The 22,084-nt window shown below is 59.0% G+C and carries 21 protein-coding genes and 1 pseudogene; 11 read left to right on the top strand and 11 right to left on the bottom strand.

Features of this window, described 5'->3' with window-relative positions:
- Positions 1-52: 52 nt before the first annotated feature.
- Positions 53-817 carry a YggS family pyridoxal phosphate-dependent enzyme gene (locus RUH64_RS11290; protein ID WP_313813437.1) on the bottom strand — a complete coding sequence of 255 codons (765 nt, stop codon included), beginning with the start codon at positions 815-817 and terminating at the stop codon, positions 53-55.
- An 88-nt stretch (positions 818-905) separates the two neighbouring features.
- On the opposite strand from RUH64_RS11290, the gene RUH64_RS11295 reads away from it, so the two are divergent.
- Complete coding sequence (locus RUH64_RS11295; RefSeq protein WP_313813438.1) at positions 906-1,280, top strand: cupin domain-containing protein; 375 nt, start codon at positions 906-908, stop codon at positions 1,278-1,280.
- A gap of 3 nt (positions 1,281-1,283) precedes the next feature.
- On the opposite strand, the gene RUH64_RS11300 is transcribed toward RUH64_RS11295, so the two are convergent.
- Positions 1,284-2,363 (bottom strand): PLP-dependent cysteine synthase family protein, encoded by a 1,080-nt coding sequence (locus tag RUH64_RS11300; protein ID WP_313813439.1) that lies wholly within the window; start codon positions 2,361-2,363, stop codon positions 1,284-1,286.
- A gap of 95 nt (positions 2,364-2,458) precedes the next feature.
- Here RUH64_RS11300 and RUH64_RS11305 point away from each other — a divergent pair, with 95 nt between their 5' ends.
- The 3 genes from RUH64_RS11305 to RUH64_RS11315 all read left to right on the top strand — a co-directional run bounded on the left by RUH64_RS11305 (position 2,459) and on the right by RUH64_RS11315 (position 4,851).
- Entirely contained in the window at positions 2,459-3,295 is an 837-nt protein-coding gene (locus RUH64_RS11305) for a hypothetical protein (protein ID WP_313813441.1), read from the top strand.
- A 133-nt stretch (positions 3,296-3,428) separates the two neighbouring features.
- A complete protein-coding gene (locus tag RUH64_RS11310; RefSeq protein ID WP_313813442.1) occupies positions 3,429-3,770 on the top strand; it encodes a hypothetical protein in 342 nt (113 codons plus the stop codon).
- 226 nt (positions 3,771-3,996) lie between these two features.
- A complete protein-coding gene (locus tag RUH64_RS11315) occupies positions 3,997-4,851 on the top strand; it encodes a 3-hydroxyacyl-CoA dehydrogenase (protein ID WP_396276010.1) in 855 nt (284 codons plus the stop codon).
- 7 nt (positions 4,852-4,858) lie between these two features.
- Here the strand turns inward: RUH64_RS11315 and RUH64_RS11320 are convergent, their stop codons facing one another.
- On the bottom strand, positions 4,859-5,623 hold the full coding sequence (locus tag RUH64_RS11320; RefSeq protein WP_313813444.1) for a DUF6578 domain-containing protein: 765 nt from the start codon (positions 5,621-5,623) through the stop codon (positions 4,859-4,861).
- 214 nt (positions 5,624-5,837) lie between these two features.
- On the opposite strand from RUH64_RS11320, the gene RUH64_RS11325 reads away from it, so the two are divergent.
- Positions 5,838-7,520, top strand: coding sequence for an ATP-binding cassette domain-containing protein (locus RUH64_RS11325; RefSeq protein ID WP_313813446.1), 1,683 nt, complete (start codon positions 5,838-5,840; stop codon positions 7,518-7,520).
- 687 nt (positions 7,521-8,207) lie between these two features.
- Here RUH64_RS11325 and RUH64_RS11330 read toward each other — a convergent pair.
- Positions 8,208-10,760: a LuxR C-terminal-related transcriptional regulator gene (locus RUH64_RS11330; protein ID WP_313813447.1), complete on the bottom strand. Its 2,553-nt coding sequence runs from the start codon at positions 10,758-10,760 to the stop codon at positions 8,208-8,210.
- A gap of 496 nt (positions 10,761-11,256) precedes the next feature.
- Here RUH64_RS11330 and RUH64_RS11335 point away from each other — a divergent pair, with 496 nt between their 5' ends.
- Positions 11,257-11,739, top strand: coding sequence for a hypothetical protein (locus RUH64_RS11335; RefSeq protein ID WP_313813448.1), 483 nt, complete (start codon positions 11,257-11,259; stop codon positions 11,737-11,739).
- On the opposite strand, the gene RUH64_RS11340 is transcribed toward RUH64_RS11335, so the two are convergent.
- Both RUH64_RS11340 and RUH64_RS11345 read right to left on the bottom strand, forming a co-directional pair.
- Positions 11,726-12,097, bottom strand: coding sequence for a hypothetical protein (locus RUH64_RS11340; protein ID WP_313813449.1), 372 nt, complete (start codon positions 12,095-12,097; stop codon positions 11,726-11,728). The genes RUH64_RS11335 and RUH64_RS11340 overlap by 14 nt on opposite strands.
- 631 nt (positions 12,098-12,728) lie before the next feature.
- Positions 12,729-13,042 (bottom strand): annotated as a pseudogene (locus RUH64_RS11345) (integrase core domain-containing protein); the annotation flags it as partial.
- A gap of 77 nt (positions 13,043-13,119) precedes the next feature.
- Here RUH64_RS11345 and RUH64_RS11350 point away from each other — a divergent pair.
- Complete coding sequence (locus tag RUH64_RS11350; RefSeq protein WP_313813450.1) at positions 13,120-13,344, top strand: integrase core domain-containing protein; 225 nt, start codon at positions 13,120-13,122, stop codon at positions 13,342-13,344.
- Positions 13,345-13,974: 630 nt separating this feature from the next.
- On the opposite strand, the gene RUH64_RS11355 is transcribed toward RUH64_RS11350, so the two are convergent.
- A complete protein-coding gene (locus tag RUH64_RS11355) occupies positions 13,975-14,322 on the bottom strand; it encodes a metalloregulator ArsR/SmtB family transcription factor (RefSeq protein WP_313813452.1) in 348 nt (115 codons plus the stop codon).
- A gap of 130 nt (positions 14,323-14,452) precedes the next feature.
- Between RUH64_RS11355 and RUH64_RS11360 the strand changes: the two genes are divergently transcribed.
- From RUH64_RS11360 to RUH64_RS11375, 4 genes are read left to right on the top strand one after another with little or no spacing between them, the layout of a single operon-like run.
- Positions 14,453-16,066: an ABC transporter substrate-binding protein gene (locus RUH64_RS11360; protein ID WP_313813453.1), complete on the top strand. Its 1,614-nt coding sequence runs from the start codon at positions 14,453-14,455 to the stop codon at positions 16,064-16,066.
- Positions 16,063-17,070: an ABC transporter permease gene (locus RUH64_RS11365; RefSeq protein WP_313813454.1), complete on the top strand. Its 1,008-nt coding sequence runs from the start codon at positions 16,063-16,065 to the stop codon at positions 17,068-17,070. The genes RUH64_RS11360 and RUH64_RS11365 overlap by 4 nt, the downstream gene beginning before the upstream one ends.
- Positions 17,063-18,679, top strand: coding sequence for an ATP-binding cassette domain-containing protein (locus RUH64_RS11370; protein WP_313813456.1), 1,617 nt, complete (start codon positions 17,063-17,065; stop codon positions 18,677-18,679). Before RUH64_RS11365 ends, RUH64_RS11370 begins: the two co-directional genes overlap by 8 nt.
- On the top strand, positions 18,676-19,323 hold the full coding sequence (locus RUH64_RS11375; protein ID WP_313813457.1) for an ATP-binding cassette domain-containing protein: 648 nt from the start codon (positions 18,676-18,678) through the stop codon (positions 19,321-19,323). Before RUH64_RS11370 ends, RUH64_RS11375 begins: the two co-directional genes overlap by 4 nt.
- A 70-nt stretch (positions 19,324-19,393) precedes the next feature.
- Here RUH64_RS11375 and RUH64_RS11380 read toward each other — a convergent pair whose 3' ends face one another.
- The 4 genes from RUH64_RS11380 to ureE are packed head-to-tail and all read right to left on the bottom strand — an operon-like array spanning position 19,394 to position 22,083.
- The gene (locus RUH64_RS11380; RefSeq protein WP_313813458.1) at positions 19,394-20,275 is read right to left on the bottom strand and encodes an urease accessory protein UreD; all 882 of its coding nucleotides are present in this window, start codon (positions 20,273-20,275) and stop codon (positions 19,394-19,396) included.
- A complete protein-coding gene (ureG, locus tag RUH64_RS11385; RefSeq protein ID WP_313813459.1) occupies positions 20,275-20,886 on the bottom strand; it encodes an urease accessory protein UreG in 612 nt (203 codons plus the stop codon). Before ureG ends, RUH64_RS11380 begins: the two co-directional genes overlap by 1 nt.
- A 47-nt stretch (positions 20,887-20,933) precedes the next feature.
- Positions 20,934-21,629 (bottom strand): urease accessory protein UreF, encoded by a 696-nt coding sequence (locus tag RUH64_RS11390; protein WP_313813460.1) that lies wholly within the window; start codon positions 21,627-21,629, stop codon positions 20,934-20,936.
- Positions 21,610-22,083 carry an urease accessory protein UreE gene (gene ureE / locus RUH64_RS11395; protein ID WP_313813461.1) on the bottom strand — a complete coding sequence of 158 codons (474 nt, stop codon included), beginning with the start codon at positions 22,081-22,083 and terminating at the stop codon, positions 21,610-21,612. Before ureE ends, RUH64_RS11390 begins: the two co-directional genes overlap by 20 nt.
- Between the last annotated feature and the right edge of the window lies 1 nt (position 22,084).

The raw sequence follows: 22,084 nt of genomic DNA on the forward strand, positions 1-22,084 counted from the left end.
CTGCCGGGCACTGGCTACTTGTTCTTGCAGATCACCCAGGGTGTCGAGATTCTCAGTTGGCGAACCCAGGCCAGTAGTGCGAGTCCGGCAGGGCGCGGGCGCCGAAGATCCCCTGGCCCACGCGGACTACCGTCGCTCCTTCTTCAATGGCCAGCTCAAAGTCGCCGCTCATCCCCATGGACAGTTCGACGATGCGCTCATCCTTGTCCCGCACCACCTCCCGCACCGCGCGAAGCGTCTGGAAGCAGCGGCGCACCGCTGCCTGGTCGGTGGAGAAGATCGCCAGGGTCATCAGTCCCTTGACGTTCAAGCGGTCGAAGGCCGGCAGCTGGGTGGCGACCCCTGCCGCCTGCTGTGGGGGCAGGCCGAACTTGGATTCTTCCCCCGAGGTGTTGATCTGGACGAAGACATCCAGTACCCGGTCTTCGACTTCCAGCCGGCGCTGCAACGCTTCGGCCTGGCGGAGGTTGTCCAACGCCTGGAATTCGTGGGCGAAGCGGGCAACATGTTTGGCCTTGTTGGTCTGCAGGTGGCCGATTACCGAGTATTTCAGCCCGGGGATGTCTGCCAGTTCCTCGGATTTCTGCGCGGCCTCCTGGACCTTGTTCTCCCCCAACCAGTCGATGCCGGCGGCGATGGCAAGGCGCAGGCGCTGCGAAGGGACGGTCTTGGTGACCGGCAGCAGCCTCACGCTTCCGAGCTGCCGCCCCGCTGCGGCTTCTGCCTTCGCGATCCTGGAGCGGACGGATGCGAGGTTAGCGGCGAAATCAGCCTGGGTTTGGGCCCGCGCGGCGGCGACGGAGCGGTCATCGGTCATGCTTCCATCCTACGACTGTGTCAGGGCGCCGGCACTGGGATAGATTCAAAGATGCAAGGGCAGAAATCCGAGGCTAAAGGGGAACGCTTTGAACCAGTCATATGGGCATCCGGCGAAGATGGCAAATACCAACCGCCTGTCTTTCGGCGCTGCGGACGGAGCGCAGTGGCGTCTTGAACCGCAGCAGCGCGACCTGGATGCCAACGTCATCCATCTGGCGGCGGGCAGCGAAATCGGCGAGCACGAGGGGCCGGCGCTGGACGTATTGCTGCATGTATTTGCCGGCGGCGGGATCCTGCATACCGAGGCGGATGACATCGAGCTTGAGCCCGGTGACATCATCTACCTGCCAGCCGGATCGCGCCGCAGGTTTGTGGCAGGAACGCAGGGCCTTGCCTATTTCTCGGTCCACCAGCGCAAGAAGACAGTGGGCCTGATGCCGACCCTGCGTTCGCAGCCATAGCGGTTATAAGGCTGCCTGTTCCCAGCTGCCGTCGGCCAGGAACTTTTCAAGGGCCGCGGTGTGCGGAGCCAGGTCCAGCCCTTGGGCATCGAGCCACGCATCGTTGTAGTAGGTGTTGGCGTAGCGCTCGCCGGAGTCGCAGATCAACGTGACGATGCTGCCCTGTTCTCCGCGGGCGAGCATGCCTGCGATCAGTTCGAAGGCCGCGTAGAGATTGGTGCCGGTGGAGCCTCCGGCGTAGTACCGGGTTTTGGCGCGCAGCAAGCGCATGGCCGCCAGGGAACCAGCGTCGGGAACCTGGATCATGTGGTCGATGACCCCCGGGACGAAGGACGGCTCCACCGTGGGCCGACCGATGCCCTCGATGCGCGACCCCTTGCCGGTGCAATAGCCCATGTCCCCGGTGCGCCACCCCTCATAGAAGGACGAGCCCTCCGGGTCTGCGACGGCAATCTGGGTGTCGTGCTGCTTATAGCGGACGAAGCGGCCGAAGGTTGCGCTGGTGCCGCCGGTGCCGGCGCCGACGACGATCCAGCTCGGGATCGGATACCGTTCCGCGCTCATCTGCGCAAAGACCGATTCGGCGATATTGTTGTTCCCGCGCCAGTCGGTGGCCCTTTCGGCAAAGGTGAACTGGTCCAGGTAGTAGCCGTTGTTGTTTTCGGCCAGCTCACGCGCCGCCTGGTTAACCTGCCCCGCCTCATCGACCAGGTGGCACTGTCCGCCGTAGAACTCGATCAGCTCGATCTTTTCCGTGCTCGTGGACTTGGGGACCACGGCGATGAAGGCAAGGCCCAGCATACGCGCGAAGTAGGCCTCGGACACGGCCGTGGAACCGCTGGATGCCTCGACGAGCGTGGTGCCTTCGTGGATCTTTCCATTGACCAGGCCGTAGAGAATCAGCGAACGCGCCAGCCGGTGCTTCAATGAGCCGGTGGGGTGCACCGATTCATCCTTCAGGTACAGCTCGATCCCCCAGGCCTTGGGCAATTCGAAGCGGTGAAGGTGGGTGTCTGCGCTGCGGTTGGCATCCGCGTCCAGCAGAGAAATGGCGTTGCGGACCCAGTTGGCTGTTTGCTTCATCCATCCAGCTTATCGCCTGCGACGTGCCGACAAGCTTTCATTCATGCAGCGTGGTAGGTTCAGACTCGAGATCAGCAAACATACCGAGGGAAACCATGGCCAAGGCGCATCAAAATGCGACGCCACTAGTGTCGATCTGCTACGCCGTGGCAGTATTTGCGGGCCTAGTCTGGGCAGTTTTCGGCACCGGGATTCTCTACGGTGCCCATATGGGCCCTACCGCACATGGATTGTTCGAACGAGACGCCACGGTCATGGCAGTTCCAATCGCAGGGCAGGTCCCCTGGCTCGGCTTGATGGTGGGCCTTGCCGTCTACGCGGTGTGGCAGTGCACACCAACGGCCAGACACACCCAGCTGCACGGAAGGCTCAGGCCGTGGGTGCTGCTCGTCGTGGTGCTCAACGCTCTGTGGCTCCAGCTGCTGCAGCGCGATCGCGTCGGCCCAAGCCTGTTGTGCGCCATCGGATTGCTGGCGACGCTGATCATGATCGACATCATGATCAGCCGCACCAGATTGTGCAGCAACATGGACCGTTGGATCACCCGGGCCAGCTTTGGCCTATTCACAGGTTGGCTGGGAATTATCGTCCTAGCTGAGCTGGTCACCTGGATCGCGCTGCTGGGTCCCGACCCGCAACAAATCATGTTCAAGGGAGCCGCAGCCTTCATCTTGTTGATCCTCTGCCTGGTGCTCTGCGTTGCCACCTTTAAGCAGGCACTGGGAATCTATGTGAACGCCGGCGCGCTGTGGGTGGTCTTCTGGATCACGCTGGACCGGATCACCTGGCAGGAAGCCTCGCCGCTGTTCGCCACCGTCTCAACGGTCGCCACCCTATTACTGCTGCTCTGTCTAGTCAGTGCGCTGCGCACCAGGATTAGGGCGTTGCGCTCGCACCCAAATACCGGTCGGGATCAGTCGTCGCCAAACTAGGCACGACTGATGCATCGGCTGAAAGTTCGCGTGAAGCACAACCGATGTGCTTGAGCGCGTCTCTCAGGCTAGATAGGGTGGCATTGTGACCCTACAGCGTTCAATGTACGGACGCGGGAACCGAGAGGAAGAAATGTCGAAGACTAGCAAGAGCTTCAAGGAAGTTGAAAAGTCACTTACCAAGCTGGCCAAGTCGGCCAAGGAGGAAGTGCCAGCGGAGCTTCGTGAAAGCTGGACCAACGCAATTTCCGGTGTCAATGCCGAAGCTATCGGCAATGCGGGAGCCAGCCTCATCGAGAGCGTCACCGGCAAGTCAAAAGCCGCAAAGCGCACCCGCGCATCGGTTGAGAGCGCCGTGAAGAGCGCCCAGAAGTCGTTGACTCCAAAGAAGTCGCGCAAGGGCCGCAACATTGTCATTATTGCGCTGATTACCGTTGCCGCCGTGGCCGTGGTCGCAAAGAAGAAGGCAGCATAACCGCAGCTTCATTCTAGAATTTGCCAGTTAGGGGAACACTACACGGTGTTCCCCTAACTGTTTACTCCCGACTTTCGCACCCAAGTTAAGTACAGCTGCTCACACTTAGTTGCTTCCGCTGTCCTGCGGGAGCAGACTCTTATTACTAGCTAGTAATAAGCATGGTCAGTGGGAACAGCCCGCTGCATTGGGACATGCCGACATGTGCCGGCAGGAAAAGAGCGACATCATGATCTTGAATAACACCACGGTACTTGGCACCGGTGTTCTCGGTTCACAGATCATCTTCCAGACCGCCTACCACGGCCTGCCGGTGACCGGATATGACATCAACGAAGCTGCACTGGAGACGGCCTCCAAACGCCTGGATCTACTGGTCACGCGCTATGCCGAATTCTTCGACGGCGGCGACCTCACCAAGGCGCAGGCGGCGCGCGACTCAATCCTACTCACCACCGATCTTGCCGAAGCCGTCAAGGACGCCGACCTCGTCATCGAGGCCGTGCCGGAGGCGCTGCAGATCAAACAGGATACCTATGAACGCCTTGCGCAGGTTGCCCCCGAACGTACGGTATTCGCCACGAACTCCTCAACGCTGCTTCCCTCAATGATCGCTCCGCACACCAAGCGTCCGGAGAAATTCCTTGCCCTGCACTACGCCAACGAGGTGTGGAAGAACAACACCGGTGAAGTCATGGGCACCGCACAGACCGGCGAGGAAGCCTATGAGGCGGTAGTAGATTTCGCTGAACGCACCGGGCTGGTGCCGATCCGCGTGCTCAAGGAACAGCCGGGGTACGTGCTCAATTCCCTGCTTGTGCCGCTCCTGCAGGCGGCCAGTGGATTGTTGGTCAACGGCGTGGCTGACGTTCCGACCATCGACAAAACCTGGAAGATCGCCACCGGCGCGCCCAAGGGCCCCTTCGAGATCTACGACATCGTGGGTCTGAACACCGCCTACAACATCTCTTCCATGGGAGATGAGACGAACAAGAAATTCGCCGCCCTGCTGAAGACCGAGTACATCGACAAGGGCAAGCTGGGACAGGCCACCGGAGAAGGCTTCTACAAGTACCAGTAGCCAGCGGCTACACCCAGAGCGCTCCGCCGTGATCCAGAATTTGATCCGGCGGAGTTTTCTCTGTCCTACTGCGTACGCGCTGCGCTGCTAGGGCGTTGACCACGCCAGCAAGCAGATCAATGACCCTTCCGCTCAGATCCAGCTGCCACTCCTGGACGCCGACCTCCAAAATCACATAGTCATCAACATCTTGGTCGATTCCGCTGGCAACTCCGATCCCCCAGCACGTCCCATGGCTTCCAGGCCCTGAAATGGACAGCCCGCCCAGTTCATCGGCGCGCACATGCAGCCTGGGCCCCAGAAGCTCGGCTGCTTGGCGTCCCAGCACCATGAGCCGATTGTGCAGCTCGGTTTCGATGAATTCCTGTTCGGCGCGCCGATAAGCATCATCCACGCGCTGGGCTTCCTCGGCCTGGGCATCGTAGTCGATCTCGGACCAACTGAAGGGTTCAGGCCGCCGCAGCCCATCGGGCACATCGAGGTCAATTTGTAACTCATCTGCGTCGACGTCCATGCTGTGGATCAAGCGGGCAGGTTCGGTCCACACCTTAGTTCCGCGCTGCTCCCGGAGCACGCGGATCTTTTCAACCTTGCCCACGACCACGACGACGTCGGCGCCGTTCTCGGAACACTGCTCATGGCTGTCGAGGACAAACTGCTGAGATTGATCCTCGACCACCGAGGCAACCGGCCAGGATACTTGCTTTCCAAGCCATAGGTCCTCGCCACAGCAAGCGTAGTCCGAAATAGCCATGTGGACGCTGATCTTCATATTCGCGATCCTAGCAAGGGACGGCGGCAACAGGCCCAAAGAACTTGCTGATGCCGACACCGTGCTTTATTTCTGGCGCATCCACTCGGCTTAGGCGCCGCCAAGCGCCGCAACCAACTTTCCCGCAGATTCCTACGCGCTGCTTTTCACGTTGGAGCAGTGTGCTGAATTCCGAGAACTGCACGGAAATCCAATACACCGATAGGATGACGTGGTGGCTCATATCGACGTAACCGACATCCAATATTTCCTCTCCGACGGCACCCAACTCCTCGGCGGCGTGACTTTCAAGGTCACCGCCGGCTCCAAGACCGCACTGATCGGCCCCAACGGCACCGGCAAAACCACGCTGTTCAAGATCATTTCTGGCGATCTCAAGGCCGACGAAGGATCAATCAACCGCACCGGCACCATGGGCATCATGCGCCAGTTCGTCGGCCAGGTGCGCGATGAATCGACGGTTAGGGACCTGCTGCTCTCCACCGCTGCCCCGCAGCTGGCCGAGGCGGCGGCAAAGGTCGCCAAATACGAAGCCCAGATGCTCACCAGCGACGATGAAAAAGTCCACATGCGCTACGCCGAGGCAATTATCGAATGGGGCGACGCCGGAGGCTACGAACTGGAAACCACCTGGGACAAGGTCTGCATGGCTGCCCTGGGCGTGGAATTCGACCAGGCCTCCGACCGTTTGGCGCGCACGCTCTCCGGCGGCGAACAGAAGCGCCTGGTTCTTGAGGCCCTCTTCGAAGGCAACGACGAGCTGCTCCTGCTCGACGAGCCGGATAACTATCTGGATGTTCCGGGCAAGCGCTGGCTGGAGGAAACCATGACGCGCTCGCCGAAGACCGTCCTGTTCATCAGCCACGACCGCGAGCTGCTGAACAACGCCGCAACCCGAATCGTCACACTTGAGCCCGGGCACGGCGGCGCCACCGCATGGGTGCACGGCGGAGCCTTTGGCTCTTATGTGGAGGCGCGTAAGGAACGCAACGAACGCTTCGAAGAACTGCGTAAGCGCTGGGATGAAGAGCATGCGAAGCTCAAGGAGCTCGTGAACATGTACAAGACCAAGGCGGCGTTCCGTTCGGACATGGCCAACCGCTATCAGGCGGCCACGACCCGACTCGAGAAGTTCTTGGAGGCTGGCCCGCCGCAGGCGATCCCGCTGGAACAGAATGTCAACATGCGGCTCAAGGGTGGACGCACCGCCAAGCGTGCGGTGGTGGCCGAAAACCTTGAACTCTCCGGGCTAATGAAACCGTTCTCCACGGAGATCTGGTTCGGCGACCGCGTCGGCGTGCTCGGTTCCAACGGCTCGGGCAAGTCTCACTTCCTGCGGCTGTTGGCCTCGGGTGGCAGCGACCCGGACAAGGAACACCTGCCGGTCTCAGATGTAGTCATCGAATCGGTGCCGCATGAAGGAAGCGTGAAGCTCGGCGCCCGCATCCGCCCGGGATATTTCGCGCAGACCCACTCGCGCCCAGACCTGTTCGGACGCACCCTGCTCGATATCCTGCACCGCGGCGACGAGCACCGGTCGGGCCTGCCTCGCGAGGCTGCGGCTGGGGCTTTGGACAGCTATGGTCTGGCAGGCCAGTCGGAGCAGAAGTTCGAATCGCTCTCCGGCGGCCAGCAGGCACGTTTCCAGATCCTACTGCTGCAGCTCTCGGGCGCCACCCTGCTGCTGCTCGACGAGCCCACCGACAACCTCGACCTGCATTCGGGCGAGGCACTGGAACGCGCCATCGACGCGTTCGAAGGCACGGTGCTGGCAGTCACCCACGACCGCTGGTTCGCTCGGGGCTTCGACCGCTTCCTGGTCTTCGGCTCCGATGGGAAGGTTTATGAGTCTTCCGAGCCAGTCTGGGATGAGACGCGCGTGGTGCGCGAGCGCTAAAAATAATACTCAGCAAAACACAATTGCAGCGGAAGAACTCGGTGATTGCTTAATCCTGCAACTGCTACGTTCGCGACTTTCGGTGCGCGGCGCGTGCTCACCTTTTAGAGCGTCACCGGGCATGATGAACAATGCAGAGCAGTAATCAGGTCTAGTAACCTCGCGGCCCTTCATCGAAACCAAAGCCGTAGTTGAGCTACCTATGGGACTGCCTAGCCCATCGGCAGCTTGTGCGTCGTTGAGGGTCTAGACACCGTCGCTGTTATCGAAACGAAAGACGGATACATCGGTGATAGCGTCCGGATAGGTAGCGAACGCTCGGTGCAGTTATTTGGCTTTTGTGGCGAGTCCAGTAAATCTAGTTATGGCCATCAAAAAGGCTAGGAGAAAATACGGTATTACAGATTTCTTCTTTATTGCTTTATCCCTTTCCCCGTGGGCCTGGATCTCATTTGGCGGAATGAATCACGAATCTTGAAACAAACACTTGCTTGCATGTAAGAAGTAGCCTTAAATCCAAGGCTTAGCCAATAAGAGCAGTAGAGAATTGCATTGATAATGCATATTTTGCCGAAATTTGCGTATCTCGAAAGCTGCTTTTTGCAAGTTTACATTGGCGCACTTAAGCGGGATACGCTCTAGACAATACCCACTCGAGTTCCTGCAGGGAAAAGCGACTGCATGAAACTATCTCAACGTCCTATTTTCCAAGAATTCTTTCCATTGTCCTCGGTTCGTCAAATTAGCTTTCTTCATTGCTCTTCGAAGATGGCTCTCCACGGTTCTAACGCTCAGAACGAGCTCGTCAGCTATCTGGGCATTTGTCCATCCACTCGCAGCCAATTGCGCTAATTGTAACTCTCGCTTCGTTAACGCGACACCGATTCCGCAAAAACGAGCGGTGTCGTACGTACCTGGAGGAAGAGTAGAAATCAACCCCAGTGCCTCATTTCTAGCGCTTTCAGATTCATCTGGCTTTCCTAGTTTCGCATACAGCGCAGCGGCTTCATTGTAGGCATTTATGGCAATTCCAACACGTCCTGTTGCCAATAGACGTGGGGCAGTCTTGAGAATAAGCTCAGCATCTTTGTATGCCAGACCTTCAACATAGGCCATAAGTGCAGCAGTGAATTCACCTTGGACACTCTCTAATCGAGGTTTTAGTTCTGTTAATCGAGTAATGCTCGGTTTTAGCTCTAGCTCAATTAGCCAGCCTTGTACTGCCGCCCATTTCGAGCCACGTTGCCATAGCTGCTCAGATCCGGTTTGAATGATTTCAATTGCCCGATCAGCTTCCCCTGCGGCAAGTGCAAGTTGTCCTTTGGGGAGAGCTACAGACATTGTGGGCAATGGCCCATCTTGAACTGGGAGCTGTTCAGCGTTCTTAAGCCGCAGTTCAGCCAGTTCGAAATTTCCAGTTCGACCAGCAACGACGCTACCCATGCATAACAAGCCCAGCAAAGGCGACGTTGGTAAACCCCGTGGGGTAACGGTAGCCAAAGCTGTCTCTACGAACTTCGCCACCTCGCTATAGTGTCCCGCGATAAGCTGGCACCAGCCTGCTAGAAAGCAGGCGCCCTGGATAGCCTTTGGATCAAGTGACTCGCGGGCACGCTGCATCACCCTATAGGCAAGAGAAGTAGCCTCTCGATGGTTGCCAATACCCAAAAGATAAAGGCCTCTCATCATCGCAATATCTGACCAACGGAAGTGCGGAACTGCGTCATCGAGGCCAGCGAGCTCTTGACCCGCATCGTATACTCGTCCGGCTGATAGCATCGCAAGAGATCGTACATATCGAAGTTCAATTTGGACTTCTTCTCGCAATGAAGGCTTGACCGGTAGATCTTTTTCAATATCTCCGTCATATCCTAGCTTGTCAAGGCGCAACCGCACCTCCGCTGCCTTCAGCAAAGCAGCATATTCAACATCTGAAGTTGAGTATTTCTGCTTTAGAAATGAAATGGATTCCTCTACTCCGTATTCTGTAGAGATCCAGTTTCCTTGCAACTCCAAAATCTGAGCGTTAATCAGAGTGGTTTCTTCGTTACCTGCGTTAAATACTTCAACTAAATGTTGTGTGGGAGCGTTACTGCGGCTCAAAGCCCTGGCATAATCCAACCGATCGCGGGGGTCGCCTGTTTCTTTCCATTTTTCTTTAGACCGATGCAGTTGATTCCGCACTTTTTCTTGAACATTTCGAACAAAAAGTGCATCCGGGTCTGGTACCGAGCATTCCTTGCCAGAAACTGGATTGCTGAAATCTCCCTTGCCGCTCGACAAGTCAGCCGTACCAAGCCTTCGCAAAGGGGCTCGGAATGAGGAATATCTATAGTGCTCTGCAATAAGTGGAGGAGTAACGGTTGCGATGAGATCATCATTATCATTCTCGAACTTCAGCATTCCTTTGGCTTCAAGAAGCTCAAGATGCTTCTGCCCAATCAGCCTGGAAGCTTCTTCAATCGTTACCGGTCCGGAGAGGCTAAGGAGCCTTAGTGCTTCGTATAACTCCTCGTTATGTACCGTGATTTGTCTTTCCATTAGGCGTTGGAGAGTTGACGACCACAACTGACCGCGCTTTCTCCAAATACCATTCACATTCACGATTGCACCCTCGCGGATCCCAACGTCAAGCATCCCTAGAGCAAGACCTGGTAATCCCCCGCTTTTGGCGAAAATTGAGTTCATACAGGTCGAGTCAAGAGGAGCCCCGGCCCGCGAGACCAGCAATGATTCCAGCACGCCATGACTCATCGGAGAAAGATATATCGTGTAGGCGCGCAGGCGTCGATGAATGGCCTCGTCAAATAGTGATTCGGTAAACGGCAGCTGAGACGACAATATTCGAAAATCAGCCAAGGCACGTGCCGAAATCACTGTTCGCCATGTTGCTTGATCGAGCGTATCGGAGTTATCAATTATCGCCACGAGGCTCTTTTTTTGGGCCAAGTCGACGATGTTATCAATGGTGCAATCTTGCAGTATTTGACCTGCAAATTGTGACTTTGCGGTGACAACTCTAGAGGGTCTAGTTTTGCTATTCACCAGAGAACTGAACGATCTTTGTTGAATTCGGTCTGCAGCAATTCTGATGACACCAAACTCTTCGCCAAGTAGCATTTGTTCAATTTTTGAAAGCAACGTGGTTCTTCCACTACCCGGTTCTCCAGTAATGATTACATCGACACCAGACGACAAGTAGCTTAAAGAATCTTCTAACTCTCGTTCTCGACCTATCATGCAGGCAATCGTACCTTTACAAAAGCTAAGTGCCGCCCAATTACTCAATGTGAGAAGATGTTGGACCTAGAACTCAGACTTCATCCTTCTTCGCTAGCAGCACCAGTTTCCAATGCAAAGAAGCAGCTAAATCTTGTAGTCGGTGATTTGCAGGCTTAGATAACTGATAGCGCGTGACGTGACCGGAGCGGCACATGTCATTGCCTCTCCTTCTTCCTCTATACCCCTCCGTGCTGGGAGTCTGCACGACAGTTCGAGGTGGGAAGGATTCCTAAGTTCACGCTTTCGCGCATTGCGCGGAATCCGTCCTACCTAATTGCGGACCCGCAAACCCTCAAAAAATCTTGGGCACTACGCAAGTATTGACATTAGTGCACTTAAGCACCGCAAATCACTCCTAGCTTTATTGGTAAGTCCATGAAGTTCAAACGATTTCTTACATGCAAGATACGCCTGCCCTGAGAGTCGTGATTCATACCACTAAGGGAGATTTCCTATGACTGAGTACCGAACCAATCCCAACGTAGATCGACGCACCGTTGTTAAGGGCGCAGCTTGGGCTGTCCCCGTAATTGCCGCTGCTACCGCCGTGCCACTGGCTTCAGCAAGCGGCGTTCCAGCAGATCCAACTGACGTAGCAATAAGCGTTTTCGGCCAAACCGGCCAGGCCGACCGAGGCTTCGAGACTCACTTAATTGATAAAAATTTTCAGCCAGTACCATTCCCTTCAGGAACTTCAATGAGCATCCGGGTTACCAGTGTAAATGGAGGAGCCGTCGACGGAATTACAACCACGGGTGCAACTCTCGTAGCTACGCATATCAATGGTACTGTGACAACCTACACTTACATCGTTCCAGAAGGCGGCACCACAGTGAGTTTCCGCGGAAACGTGACTGGAACAATTACTGCGGTAGTTACCTACGCGGGCTCGTTTGGAACCATCAGCTCTTCGGCGATCTCGATTACCGGAGCCTAGTCCACAGAACTATCAGGGCAAGGAAGCCGACCTTCGCCGAAGTCGTCCGAATCGATCGAATGGCAGACGAAGCAAAGTCGTCGTTGTCAGCGGTAGCCTTCGTGATGAAATCATCATTTGACGGCTCGAAGGTTGGCTTCTGGTCATGTACAGCGGCCATCGACAAAACTGAGTCAGTGTAGAAGTACTCTGCCGAATCATTGCCGTCGGTGAACACTGTGGATACCGGCACCTGGTATTCAATCACCGGCCAGTCCTTTTCTGGATCCGAATCATCCATCGCGTACTGTTCAGCGTAGTCACGAGACAGGGTTACCCAGTCTCCAGTGTTGATTGCTTCAATGCCAGAAGGGCACATCGCGGTAGACAGACACCATGGAATTGGGATTGTCTCGCACCGCTTTGAGCTGACGTATTGTGGATCGTACCGGGTCTAAATAAAGGCAAGGAAATTGAAAAAGAACACTTCTCGCTTGCCAATCAAATACACTGATGAATTCAAAACTCGCGCCGTTGATCTAGTGATCCATGCGCAGGCCGATCCAAGCACAGCTACTGGCGCTATCCGACGCGTTGCCATAGAGCGGGGCTGAGCAGCGAAACACTACGTACCTGGGTATGCAACCACAACTACAAGAACAGCGGAGCAACAACACCAGCGCAGTCCATCGACTTGGAAGCTGAGAATAAGCGCCTGCGGGCCGGACTAGCCGAAACCAAACGAGCCAACGAAATCTTGAAGATTGCAGCGACATTCTTCGCGGCGAGAGCTCTTGCTGCTCTTCATAGTAATCTTCGATTTATCGATCATCACAAAGACGAACTCGAGGTCGAGCAAATTATCCACGCGTTAAAAGGAACCCGTGTACAGATCGCGGTGAGCTCGTATTATGCATTCAAGAACCGACGACCTTCTGTCGCAGTATTCGGGACGAACAATGAATTGGTCAAGTTTTTGAGACACAATCTATGATTTTTTCTAACTAAACTCAGGCCACAAGAGCCAAAAAATTCTTGGCCGCATACGCATCCAACACCGTCTGAGGACTGATCCCACCATTACTGGAATGCGGACGCTTCCGGTTGTAACCAAACCTCGATATACTCCATCACCGCAGTCCTGGCCGCCACCCGGCTGGCCAAAGCCCGCTATGGAACATTTCATTCTTAATCGTAGAGAAGGTCGACTCCGCCACGGCGTTATCCCAACACACGCCGGTGCGGCCCGTGGACTGCCGCCCTCATGCTCAGTGCACCACGCCTGAAACGCATCCAAGGTATACTGCGTTCCGAGGTCCGTATTAAGCCGATATCGGCTTAATACGGATCACGGCGTGCAATTCCGCTCCATTTGATACGGGCAAGCGTTGGCTGAATCCAATGTCGTTGCTTTTGGCGGGTTCAAAGGGTGATTCGTTCGATCATGCCATGGCTAAGGCGCTGAATTCGGTCTACAAGGCGGAGCTGATCGGCCGGAAGCAATGGTCTGGACAGGTTGAGGTCATGGCCGAGACCTCCAGGTGGGTTGGCTGGTGGTGGTACAACTCCCAGCGACTGCATTCGGCACTCGGTTATAGGCCGCCAGCCCACGTGCATCAGCTGTGAACAGAACGGACGCAGACGGACGTTGTGGCTGCTTAGGAAAACAGGTTAAAGAGCCTCTACATAACCCGTGGTTTGCCAGTATCGAGGATCACGAGGACTCACCCAAGTGCAACCATAACTTCCGGCTGATTCTGAGATTAGATCTTTGACCTTGTTGTACCGGGTGAGCTCTAAACGCTGGTTCTTACTGCCCAGAATATTTTTCCTCTATATCAGGAGTGATCACATTATGATCGGCGGCGATACTGTTCCAACGCATCAGTCAGACTGCCGAGGTGAGATAGCAAAACGGAAGCACACCATACTCTCGGACATTCCAAATTTCTCATTTACAGCTTTAACTCGCATGTAAATGGACACTGCTCCAAAATGGATACGTATGCGGACGCTTTACTCCAAACGTTAACGGCAAAAAATCCCCGGATGCATACGTTGAAAACTTGCTTCCGAGGATCTGCTGGAGCCCCCTACCGGATTCGAACGGGTGACCTTCAGTTCTCGAGACAGAGATTCGATTCAAGCAGATTCACTGTCGACAAAAGACGCTCATAAGCGCAGTTCATTTACCCGATATTGCGATATCTGAGACAGATTATTCAACTGCTCCGCGCACGCTAAAAACGTTGCCCCCTAGTGGTGGTGCGGGTGGAGCGCAGAGTGCGGGGCATCGACCTGATGCAGCAGGCGGTGCACCTCGGGATGCTCTAAACGCCAGCGGCGGAACCGCCCGTCCTGCTCCACCTGCACCACGCCAGCCTTATGAAGGGTCGCCAGCGCCTGGGACACCGTGTTGGCGGACAGGCCAGTGGCTTGGGCCAGCTGGCTCACCGACGACTGCGGGGCAGCGTGCACCGCGACGAGGATCTTCATCCGCGTTTCATCGGCGCACAGCGAAAAGACGTCGATCCATTCGGGAATCTTTTTCTGCACCGCAGATACTGCGTTGGCAGCAATCTCTTGGCGCTCAGCCTCCGCCATGTCGGCCTCCAGTATCAGGGCGTGCTTCGCCTAGTCAATCGTCCCGCGTGAATTTCATCTGTCTGGCCAGACACATGTAATCTTGGGTTGACGCCTCTCACAGCCAAAAACCCCAGTTGAAGGACCATAAATGAACAAAATAGTACGACGCACTGCAACATTCGTCGTGCTTCCCATCGTACTTGCAACCTCCGGGTGCCAAGCAACTGCGAGCAGTCAAGTGCAAGACGATGTGGTGCTGTTGACCCCTGCCCTGCCCGAGACGCTCAATCCGCTGGCGGGCTTCGACATGAACGGGACGGGGAAGATCAATGAGTCGCTGTTCACACTGACCGGCGGGTCCGATACACTCCCGCAGATTGTGCCGCTGCTGGCCACGGGCGAGCCGCAGATCTCCAAGGACGGGCTGCGCTGGATCGTTGACCTGCGCCGCGACATCACCTTCAGCGACGGCAGCGCCTTTGACGCGGCGGACGTGGCCGCCAGCTATCGGGCGATCATGGATCCGACGTCGGCCTCCCCCATCGCCGGGGCCCTGGAGAATCTGAAATCTGTGGCGCAGCTCGATGCGCACAGGGTCGAATTCGAGCTGAAGGAACCGCAGTCCTCCTTTAAAACGCTGCTGTTGATCGGCATCGCCCCCTCAGAACTGATTGTGCCGGGACAGCCGGTGAGCGAATCGGCGTTGAACCAGCACCCGGTGGGCACCGGCCCCTACCTGGTGCAGAAATTCGAGCCCACCCAGCTGGTGCTGAGCACCAATGAGCATTACGCGGGCGGGGCACCGGAGGTGGGCCGGGTGGTCTACGAGCAGTCGGCCGATGACAATGCCCGCGCCCAGTCGCTGGCGGGCGGCGGCTACACCGGCACCGTGCTGCCGCCCAAGCTGGCCGACAGCTTCAGCGGCAAGCCGGGCTTCGAGGTGCTGCGCGCCACCTCCGCGGACTGGCGCGGCATCTCCCTGCCGGCGGACAACCAGTTCACCAAGGATCCGCAGGTGCGCCTGGCACTGAACGTGGGCATCGACCGCCAGGCGATGATCGACGCGGTGCTGGCCGGCGCCGGGCGCCCCGCCTATACATTTCTCCCGCCCCAGTACCAGGATGCCTACCAGCCCTCGGCAGTCTTCGACTACGACGTGGATCGGGCCAAGAAGCTGTTGGATGATGCCGGCTGGAAGGCTGGTGCCGACGGGCAGCGCAGCAGGGACGGGGTGCCGGCGGCATTCTCCATCATGTACAACCCAGGGGACACGATCAGGCGGGACCTGTCGGTGGCGCTCTCCGCTCAGCTTGAGCAGCTCGGCGTGAAAACCACCGTTCAGGCGGCGACCTTCGACCAGGCTGAACCGCGCGTGGACACCGATGCCATCATGCTCGGCGGCGGCGACACGCCCTACGACGTGGACACCCAGCTGTACAAGATGCTGCATTCCTCCTACCCCGCGGCCGGCTCCTATTGGGACAATCCCAGCCACTATGCCAACGCGGCCATGGACCGGGCGCTGCATGCGGGGCGGGTGAGCACCGATGAGGAGGCCCGCAACCGGGCCTACCGGAAGGTCCAGGACCTCTATGTGAACGATCCCTCGATGCTGCTGATCGCGTTCATCGACCACACCTATGTGCAGTCAAGCAGCGTGCACGAGCGCTGGGACACCGGCGGCATGCTCCTTGAGCCGCACGACCACGGCACTGCCTGGGGACCCTGGGTCAAGATCGGCGACTGGAGCAGGGCCTCATGAGCCTAAGTCGGGCCGCGGTCGCGCCGCGCCGGCTGCGCTGGGGCGGCGCCGGGAAACTCCTATGGCGGCGCATGGCGCTGGGGGTCCCGGTGACCTTCGGCATCACCGCCGTGGTGTTCTGGCTCGCGTCCATCGCCCCCTTCAATCCATTGGCCGCCTATGCGGGCTCGCGCTACCAGCAGATGAGCCTGGCCGAGCGCGCGCAGCTGGCCGCGCAGCTCGGCCTGGACCAGGGATGGTTCACCACCTGGTGGCAGTGGTTCACGTCGCTGGTGCAGGGCGAGGCGGGTACCTCGATCCTCTACGCCCGCCCGGTGGCCCAGGTGCTGGCCGAACGCCTTCCGTATACCCTGCTGCTGGCAGGCTGCGGGCTTCTGCTCGCGATCCTGCTCTCGGCGGGACTTGCCGTGGCTTCCGGTACGCGTCCGGGCGGCCTGGCCGATCGGGCGACCACGGTGCTCGCCCAGCTGGCGCAGTCGCTGCCGCCCTTTGTGCTGGCATTGATCGCGGTGGCGGTGTTCGCCCTGCGTCTGGGCATGCCGACCTCCGGCATTGCGGCTCCCGGGCAGAGCCCCACCGCCGGATCCATCGCCTGGCATCTGGTGCTGCCCGCCGGCGTTCTTGCCCTCACGCTGCTCCCTTGGCTGGTGCTGAACCTGCGCGCCTCGATCTTCCAGGCCCTGGACTCCGACTCGGTGCTGGCGGCCCGCGGACGCGGGGCCGGCGAGTGGCAGATCATGGTCCACGAGGTGCTGCCCCTGGCGCTGCTGCCCTTCACCACCGTGGTTGGTTCGCGTCTTGGAGAACTGGTCACCGGCGCACTGCTGATTGAAACGGTGTTTTCGTGGCCAGGCATCGCCTCGGCGACGGTTGACGCCGCCAAGGCTGGTGATTTTCCGCTGCTCGCTGCCGTCACCGTGGCCTCCTGCCTTGCGGTCTTTCTGGGCAACGCGCTGGCCGATGCCTGCTACCTGCTGATCGATCCTAGGGTGAGCGATGTCTAAACTACGAAGTCACCGGCGCCTAGTGCCGATCGTCATCCTGTCGTTGATCCTTGCCTATGCACTGATCGTCCCAGCGCTGGATCCCCAGGCGGTGCACCGGGTGGACCTGAATGCGGTGTATCAGCCGCCCTCGGCCCAGCACTGGTTCGGCACCGATCAACTGGGCCGCGACGTGTTCGTGCGGGCGGCGCAGGCGTTGCGCCTCTCGCTGCTGCTGGCCCTGTGCGCGACGTTCTTCTCCACGGTACTCGGTGTCATCGGCGGCATGCTCGCCGCAGCCTTCGGCGGAATCATCGACCGCATCATCATGCGCTCGGTCGACGCGCTGAACGCCATCCCGCACCTCCTGCTTGGTGTTGTGGTGCTTGCGCTGTGGCCGGGTATGGCCTGGGCCATCGTGCTGTCCATCGCGCTGACCCACTGGACCCAGGTGGCGCGCATCATCCGCGCACGCCTGGTGCAGGAGCGTGAACGCGGTTACGTGAGCCTTGCCAGGGCCTCCGGCGCACCGGCCGCCGCCATCTGGTGCACCCACCTGGTGCCCGCGGCTATCCCGCAGGCAGGCATCGCGCTGGTGTTGATGCTGCCGCACGCCATCTGGCATGAGTCGGCGCTGTCATTCCTGGGCGTCGGGCTGCCGCCGCAGTCAGCATCCCTGGGTCTGATCCTCGAGGACGCCCGAGCAGGGATCCTGCTCGGAGCCTGGTGGCTGTTGTTCTTCCCGGCGCTGCTGCTGGTCTTGGTCAGCTGGTCGGTTGCCGTGTTCGCGCACGCACAGCCGCGCACTGCGCCAACAATGGCGCGGCGAAGCACCCGGTCGACACCGCGGCAGGGACAACGAGAGGGGCAGGGAGAAGGACGGCAGGTCGACACGGCGGCGATCGCCGCAACGCCGGAAGGCGGCGTCACGCCAGCACTTGAGGCTCGCGACCTGACCGTGTGGGCACAGGATGCTGCTGGGGGCCGGGTGCACCTTCTCTCCAAGGTATCCTTCGGCGCGCTGCCGGGAACGATCACCATGATTATGGGCAAATCGGGGGCTGGCAAGAGCCTGCTGCTCAAATCCCTGGCGGGCCTGCTTCCCCATGACCTGCACAGCGGCGGAGAACTTCGGGTCAATGGACACTCCGTCACGCAGCTCCAGATCGCGAAGCTGCGCGGTTCCAGCCTGGTATTCATCCCCAGTTCCGCCGCGACGGCGCTGAACCCGGTGCGCACCGTAGGCAGCATGCTGCGCAGTGAACTTCGCCGAAACCACCAGCCGCACCGGCATGAGGCGCTGGTTCAGATCATGCAGCAGGTAGACCTGCAGCCGCAGCTGCTCAAGAGCTACCCGCATGAGCTTTCCGGCGGTCAGGCGCAGCGCGTGCTGCTGTCGCTGGCGCTGATTTCCAGGGCCGAAACCGTGCTGTTGGACGAACCGACCAGCGCCCTGGACCGGGCGACGCGCGACGTGGTGATCGGCGTTCTTTCGCGCCTGGCCCACCAGGGCAGCAGCATCGTCATGACGACGCACGACCCTCAGCTGGCCGGGGCATTCGGTGCGCGCGTGGTCCGCATTGAAGGCGGGCACCTCATGGAGAAGATGGCATCGGAGGTGGGTGCATGAGTCTGGAACTGTGCGATATCAGCCACCGCTACGGCGGAGCCGGCGCATTCGTGGTGGAGCATGCCAACCTCAAGGTGGCGGCCGGGGAAATTGTTGGACTTGTCGCTCCTTCCGGCGCCGGCAAATCCACCCTGCTGTCGATTGCCGCAGGACTGCTCGCCCCCTCCAGCGGTGGGGTGCGGGTTGCTACACCGGATGGCGCCGCGCATGCTGTGGGCTACCTGCCGCAAAGTCCGCGCGCCTTCGCCGATCCACGGCTAACGCTGGGTGCAACCATCTGCGCGCCGTTGGCCTTCGCCCAGGGTCGTTGGCGGCCTCGGCCCAAACGCTACGCCAGCGACCTGCAACGGGTCAGTGCGGAAGCCAAACTCGATGCGGTTTTATTAGACCGCAAGCCGATGGAAGTCTCCGATGGCCAGCTGCAGCGAGCCCTTATGGCAAGGACGCTGATCACCGATCCCTGCGTCATCGTCGCCGATGAGCCGACGGCCCAGTTGGATCAGGACACGACCCGCGTGATCTTCCAGACGCTCTCACAGCGGGCGCTGCGGGGCGCCGCTGTCCTCATCGCCTCCCACGACGTTTCTACCCTCTTGGAATTCTGCACGAGGGTACTGGACCTCGATGAGCTCGTTTCCGGTTGAGTTCCGCCCCCGCAACCTGCTGCAGGAATGAGTCATGCCGGTCGGCTGGAAGTGCCGACCGGCATGATTTCTAGTTCTTGCGAAGGTTCATCGGCTCCTGGCCGCGCAAACGGGCACGCAGGAAGTTCACCACGGACATCAGCACGGCGTTCGCCGATTCGGTAGAGGTGCTCAGGGTCCGTACTGCCACCCCGTGCATTGCGGTCAGCGAGATCCCTACCTGTACGTTGTCGGCTTGTTCCGCCGCGATCCGGTAGCTCAGCTCCCGCAGTTCTGCCGCCATCGCCGCATCGATCTGCCGGTCGACGGCTAGGAGCATACCCACATGGGTGGCCTCGTTGAAGTACAGCGAGGAGTCGATCGCCTGGTCTGCGGGTTGGATCCAGAGGTTGTCCAGCGCCGCAAGCTCCCCGTCGACCTGCACCTCGGTGCGCATCCGCAGCAAGTCATAGCTGAATTGGCTGCCGTCCGGGCTCCATCCCGGAGTCAGCACCTCGCACATGATGAACGATGAACTGGAACCCATCTTGACCACGGTGTCCTGCAGGTAGGTTGCCTCCCGGTAGGCGATGAGCTGATCCGGGATGTACTCCAGCACCGCGTCGTCTTCCAGCGTGATGAGCATGTGCTGCTGAGCCGGGCCCTGCGGGGTCTTGTAGATCTTCGTTGCAGACTGGGTGGTCAGCAGCAGGCTGCTGCCAGCATGAACCGTGATGTCGATGCCGTACTTGTCGGCCCCGAGGTAGGCGCCGCCGGGATTGATGATGGTGTAGCAGACCTGCGGTGTGGCATCGAGGTAGTGCGGGCGGAAGACCCGCAGGGCGCCGCGGCTGTATTGCGAGACCGCGATGTCTTTGCCTGCCCGCTGCCCGATGGCGAGCCGAAGCTCCCCCACCAGTTCTGTGGTGAAGGAGCTTTCAGCCAATTCGACGGGGGTGGATTGTGCGGCCACTAGCCCAAGTCCGTCATCAGCACGTCGTGCTTGAGCCAATCGATGACCTTCTCCAGGCCTTCGTCGGTCTTGAGGTTGGTGAAGCAGAATGGCTTGTCTCCGCGGAATTCCTTGGAGTCCGATTCCATGATCGACAGGTTAGCGCCGACGTAGGGGGCCAGGTCGGTCTTGTTGATGATGAACAGGTCCGACTTGATCATGCCCTGTCCGGCCTTGCGCGGGATCTTCTCGCCCTGGGCCACATCGATGATGTAGATGGAGAAGTCGACAAGTTCCGGGGAGAAGGTCGCCGAGAGGTTGTCTCCCCCGGATTCCACGAAGATGATCTGCAGGTCCGGGTGCTTTGCCTTCAGCTCTTCGATGGCAGCGGAGTTCATCGAGGTATCTTCACGAATCGCGGTGTGCGGGCAGCCGCCGGTCTCGATGCCGACGATGCGATCCAGCGGAAGCACGCCGTTGGCTGCCAGAATTTTTGCATCTTCGATCGTGTAGATGTCGTTGGTGATGGCGGCCATTGAGATTTCGCCGTCCAGGGCGCGGGTGATCCGCTCAACCAGCTGGGTCTTGCCGGCGCCCACTGGACCGCCGATGCCGATGCGAATTGGTTCCATGTTTTTCTCCGTAATAACTCTAGATAGATGATTGCGCCGGGCGTGGACTAGGACATGAACATGCGGGCGCGCTGGTGTTCATGGCGCATCTGCGCGATTTCCAGTCCCGGTGCGGCGGCGCCGACATCACGAATGTTCAGGGTGTAGATGGTTTGCACCGCTCCGGCGACCGGTGCATGCATTGCCGCGAGGACGCGCTGTCCGGCATTCTGTCCCAGCGGGATGGCGCGGATCGCGTTCTGCGTCAGGCTGGTCAGCGTGGAGAACAGGTAGCTGCTGAGCACGTCGGGCAGCGGCGCCTGGGCTGCCTTGGCGGCCAGTGCAAATCCAATGCCCGGGTGCCCAAAGCAGCGCCCCTGTTCAATAGCTTGGCTGTAGTGCTGCAACTGCGTGCTGGGGAAGACCATGTTCGCCACCGACAGCATGCGCGTGCCGATCTTTGTCGCCGCCTCGCGCATTTCACGGGGCAGCGCCGCCGCAATGGCCAGCTGGTCCAGGTAGAAAACGTCCTGCAGCTGCTCTGCCTCGTAGGCAAGGCGCACCACCAGTCCGTCGGTGTACACCAGCGACTGGTCAAGGAAGTGCTTGAGCCATTGCAGGAAGCTGTCTTCATCGTGCACCTGCCCCGTCTCCAGGTAGCTTTCCAAGCCGAATGAATGGCTGAAGGCACCGGTGGGCAGGGCTGAATCCGCCAGCTGCAGCAGCGTGAGCAGGTGCGCTGAACTAGTGGGTGTGTTCGGCATGGCGGAAAGGCACCGGCATCACGCGTTCTTGACGGTTGTACGGCGTGTTGTGGTGGATCAGGAAATCTTCTACGGTGTGGTCGTACTGCACCACCATGACCTGGGCCTGGTATTCGGAGTCCACGTCGAAGAACTGCGCCTGCAGGTGCCGGTTGCCCAGCGCGTGCGCCACGGTTCCCATTTCGTAGATGCTGCCCGGTGCGATGACCAGGACGTCGGTGGGGAGCACCGCAATGGTGATCATTTCGGTGTCCGAAAGGTACAGGATGTCCCCGTCGCGCAGGTCCGGCCCGGGTGCCAGCCGCAGGCCCAGCTCACGGTCGTGGTCGCTGGTCAGCCGCTGAATGCGCTTGACCAGGGCAGCGCTGGGAAGCACTACCTTTTCGTGGTGTCGACCAGCATAGGCATCTTCTGGCAGATCGTGGAGGTTTCCCACGAGCTCTTCGATGATCATT

Source organism: Glutamicibacter sp. (assembly GCF_032154645.1).
Taxonomy (GTDB): Bacteria; Actinomycetota; Actinomycetes; order Actinomycetales; family Micrococcaceae; genus Glutamicibacter.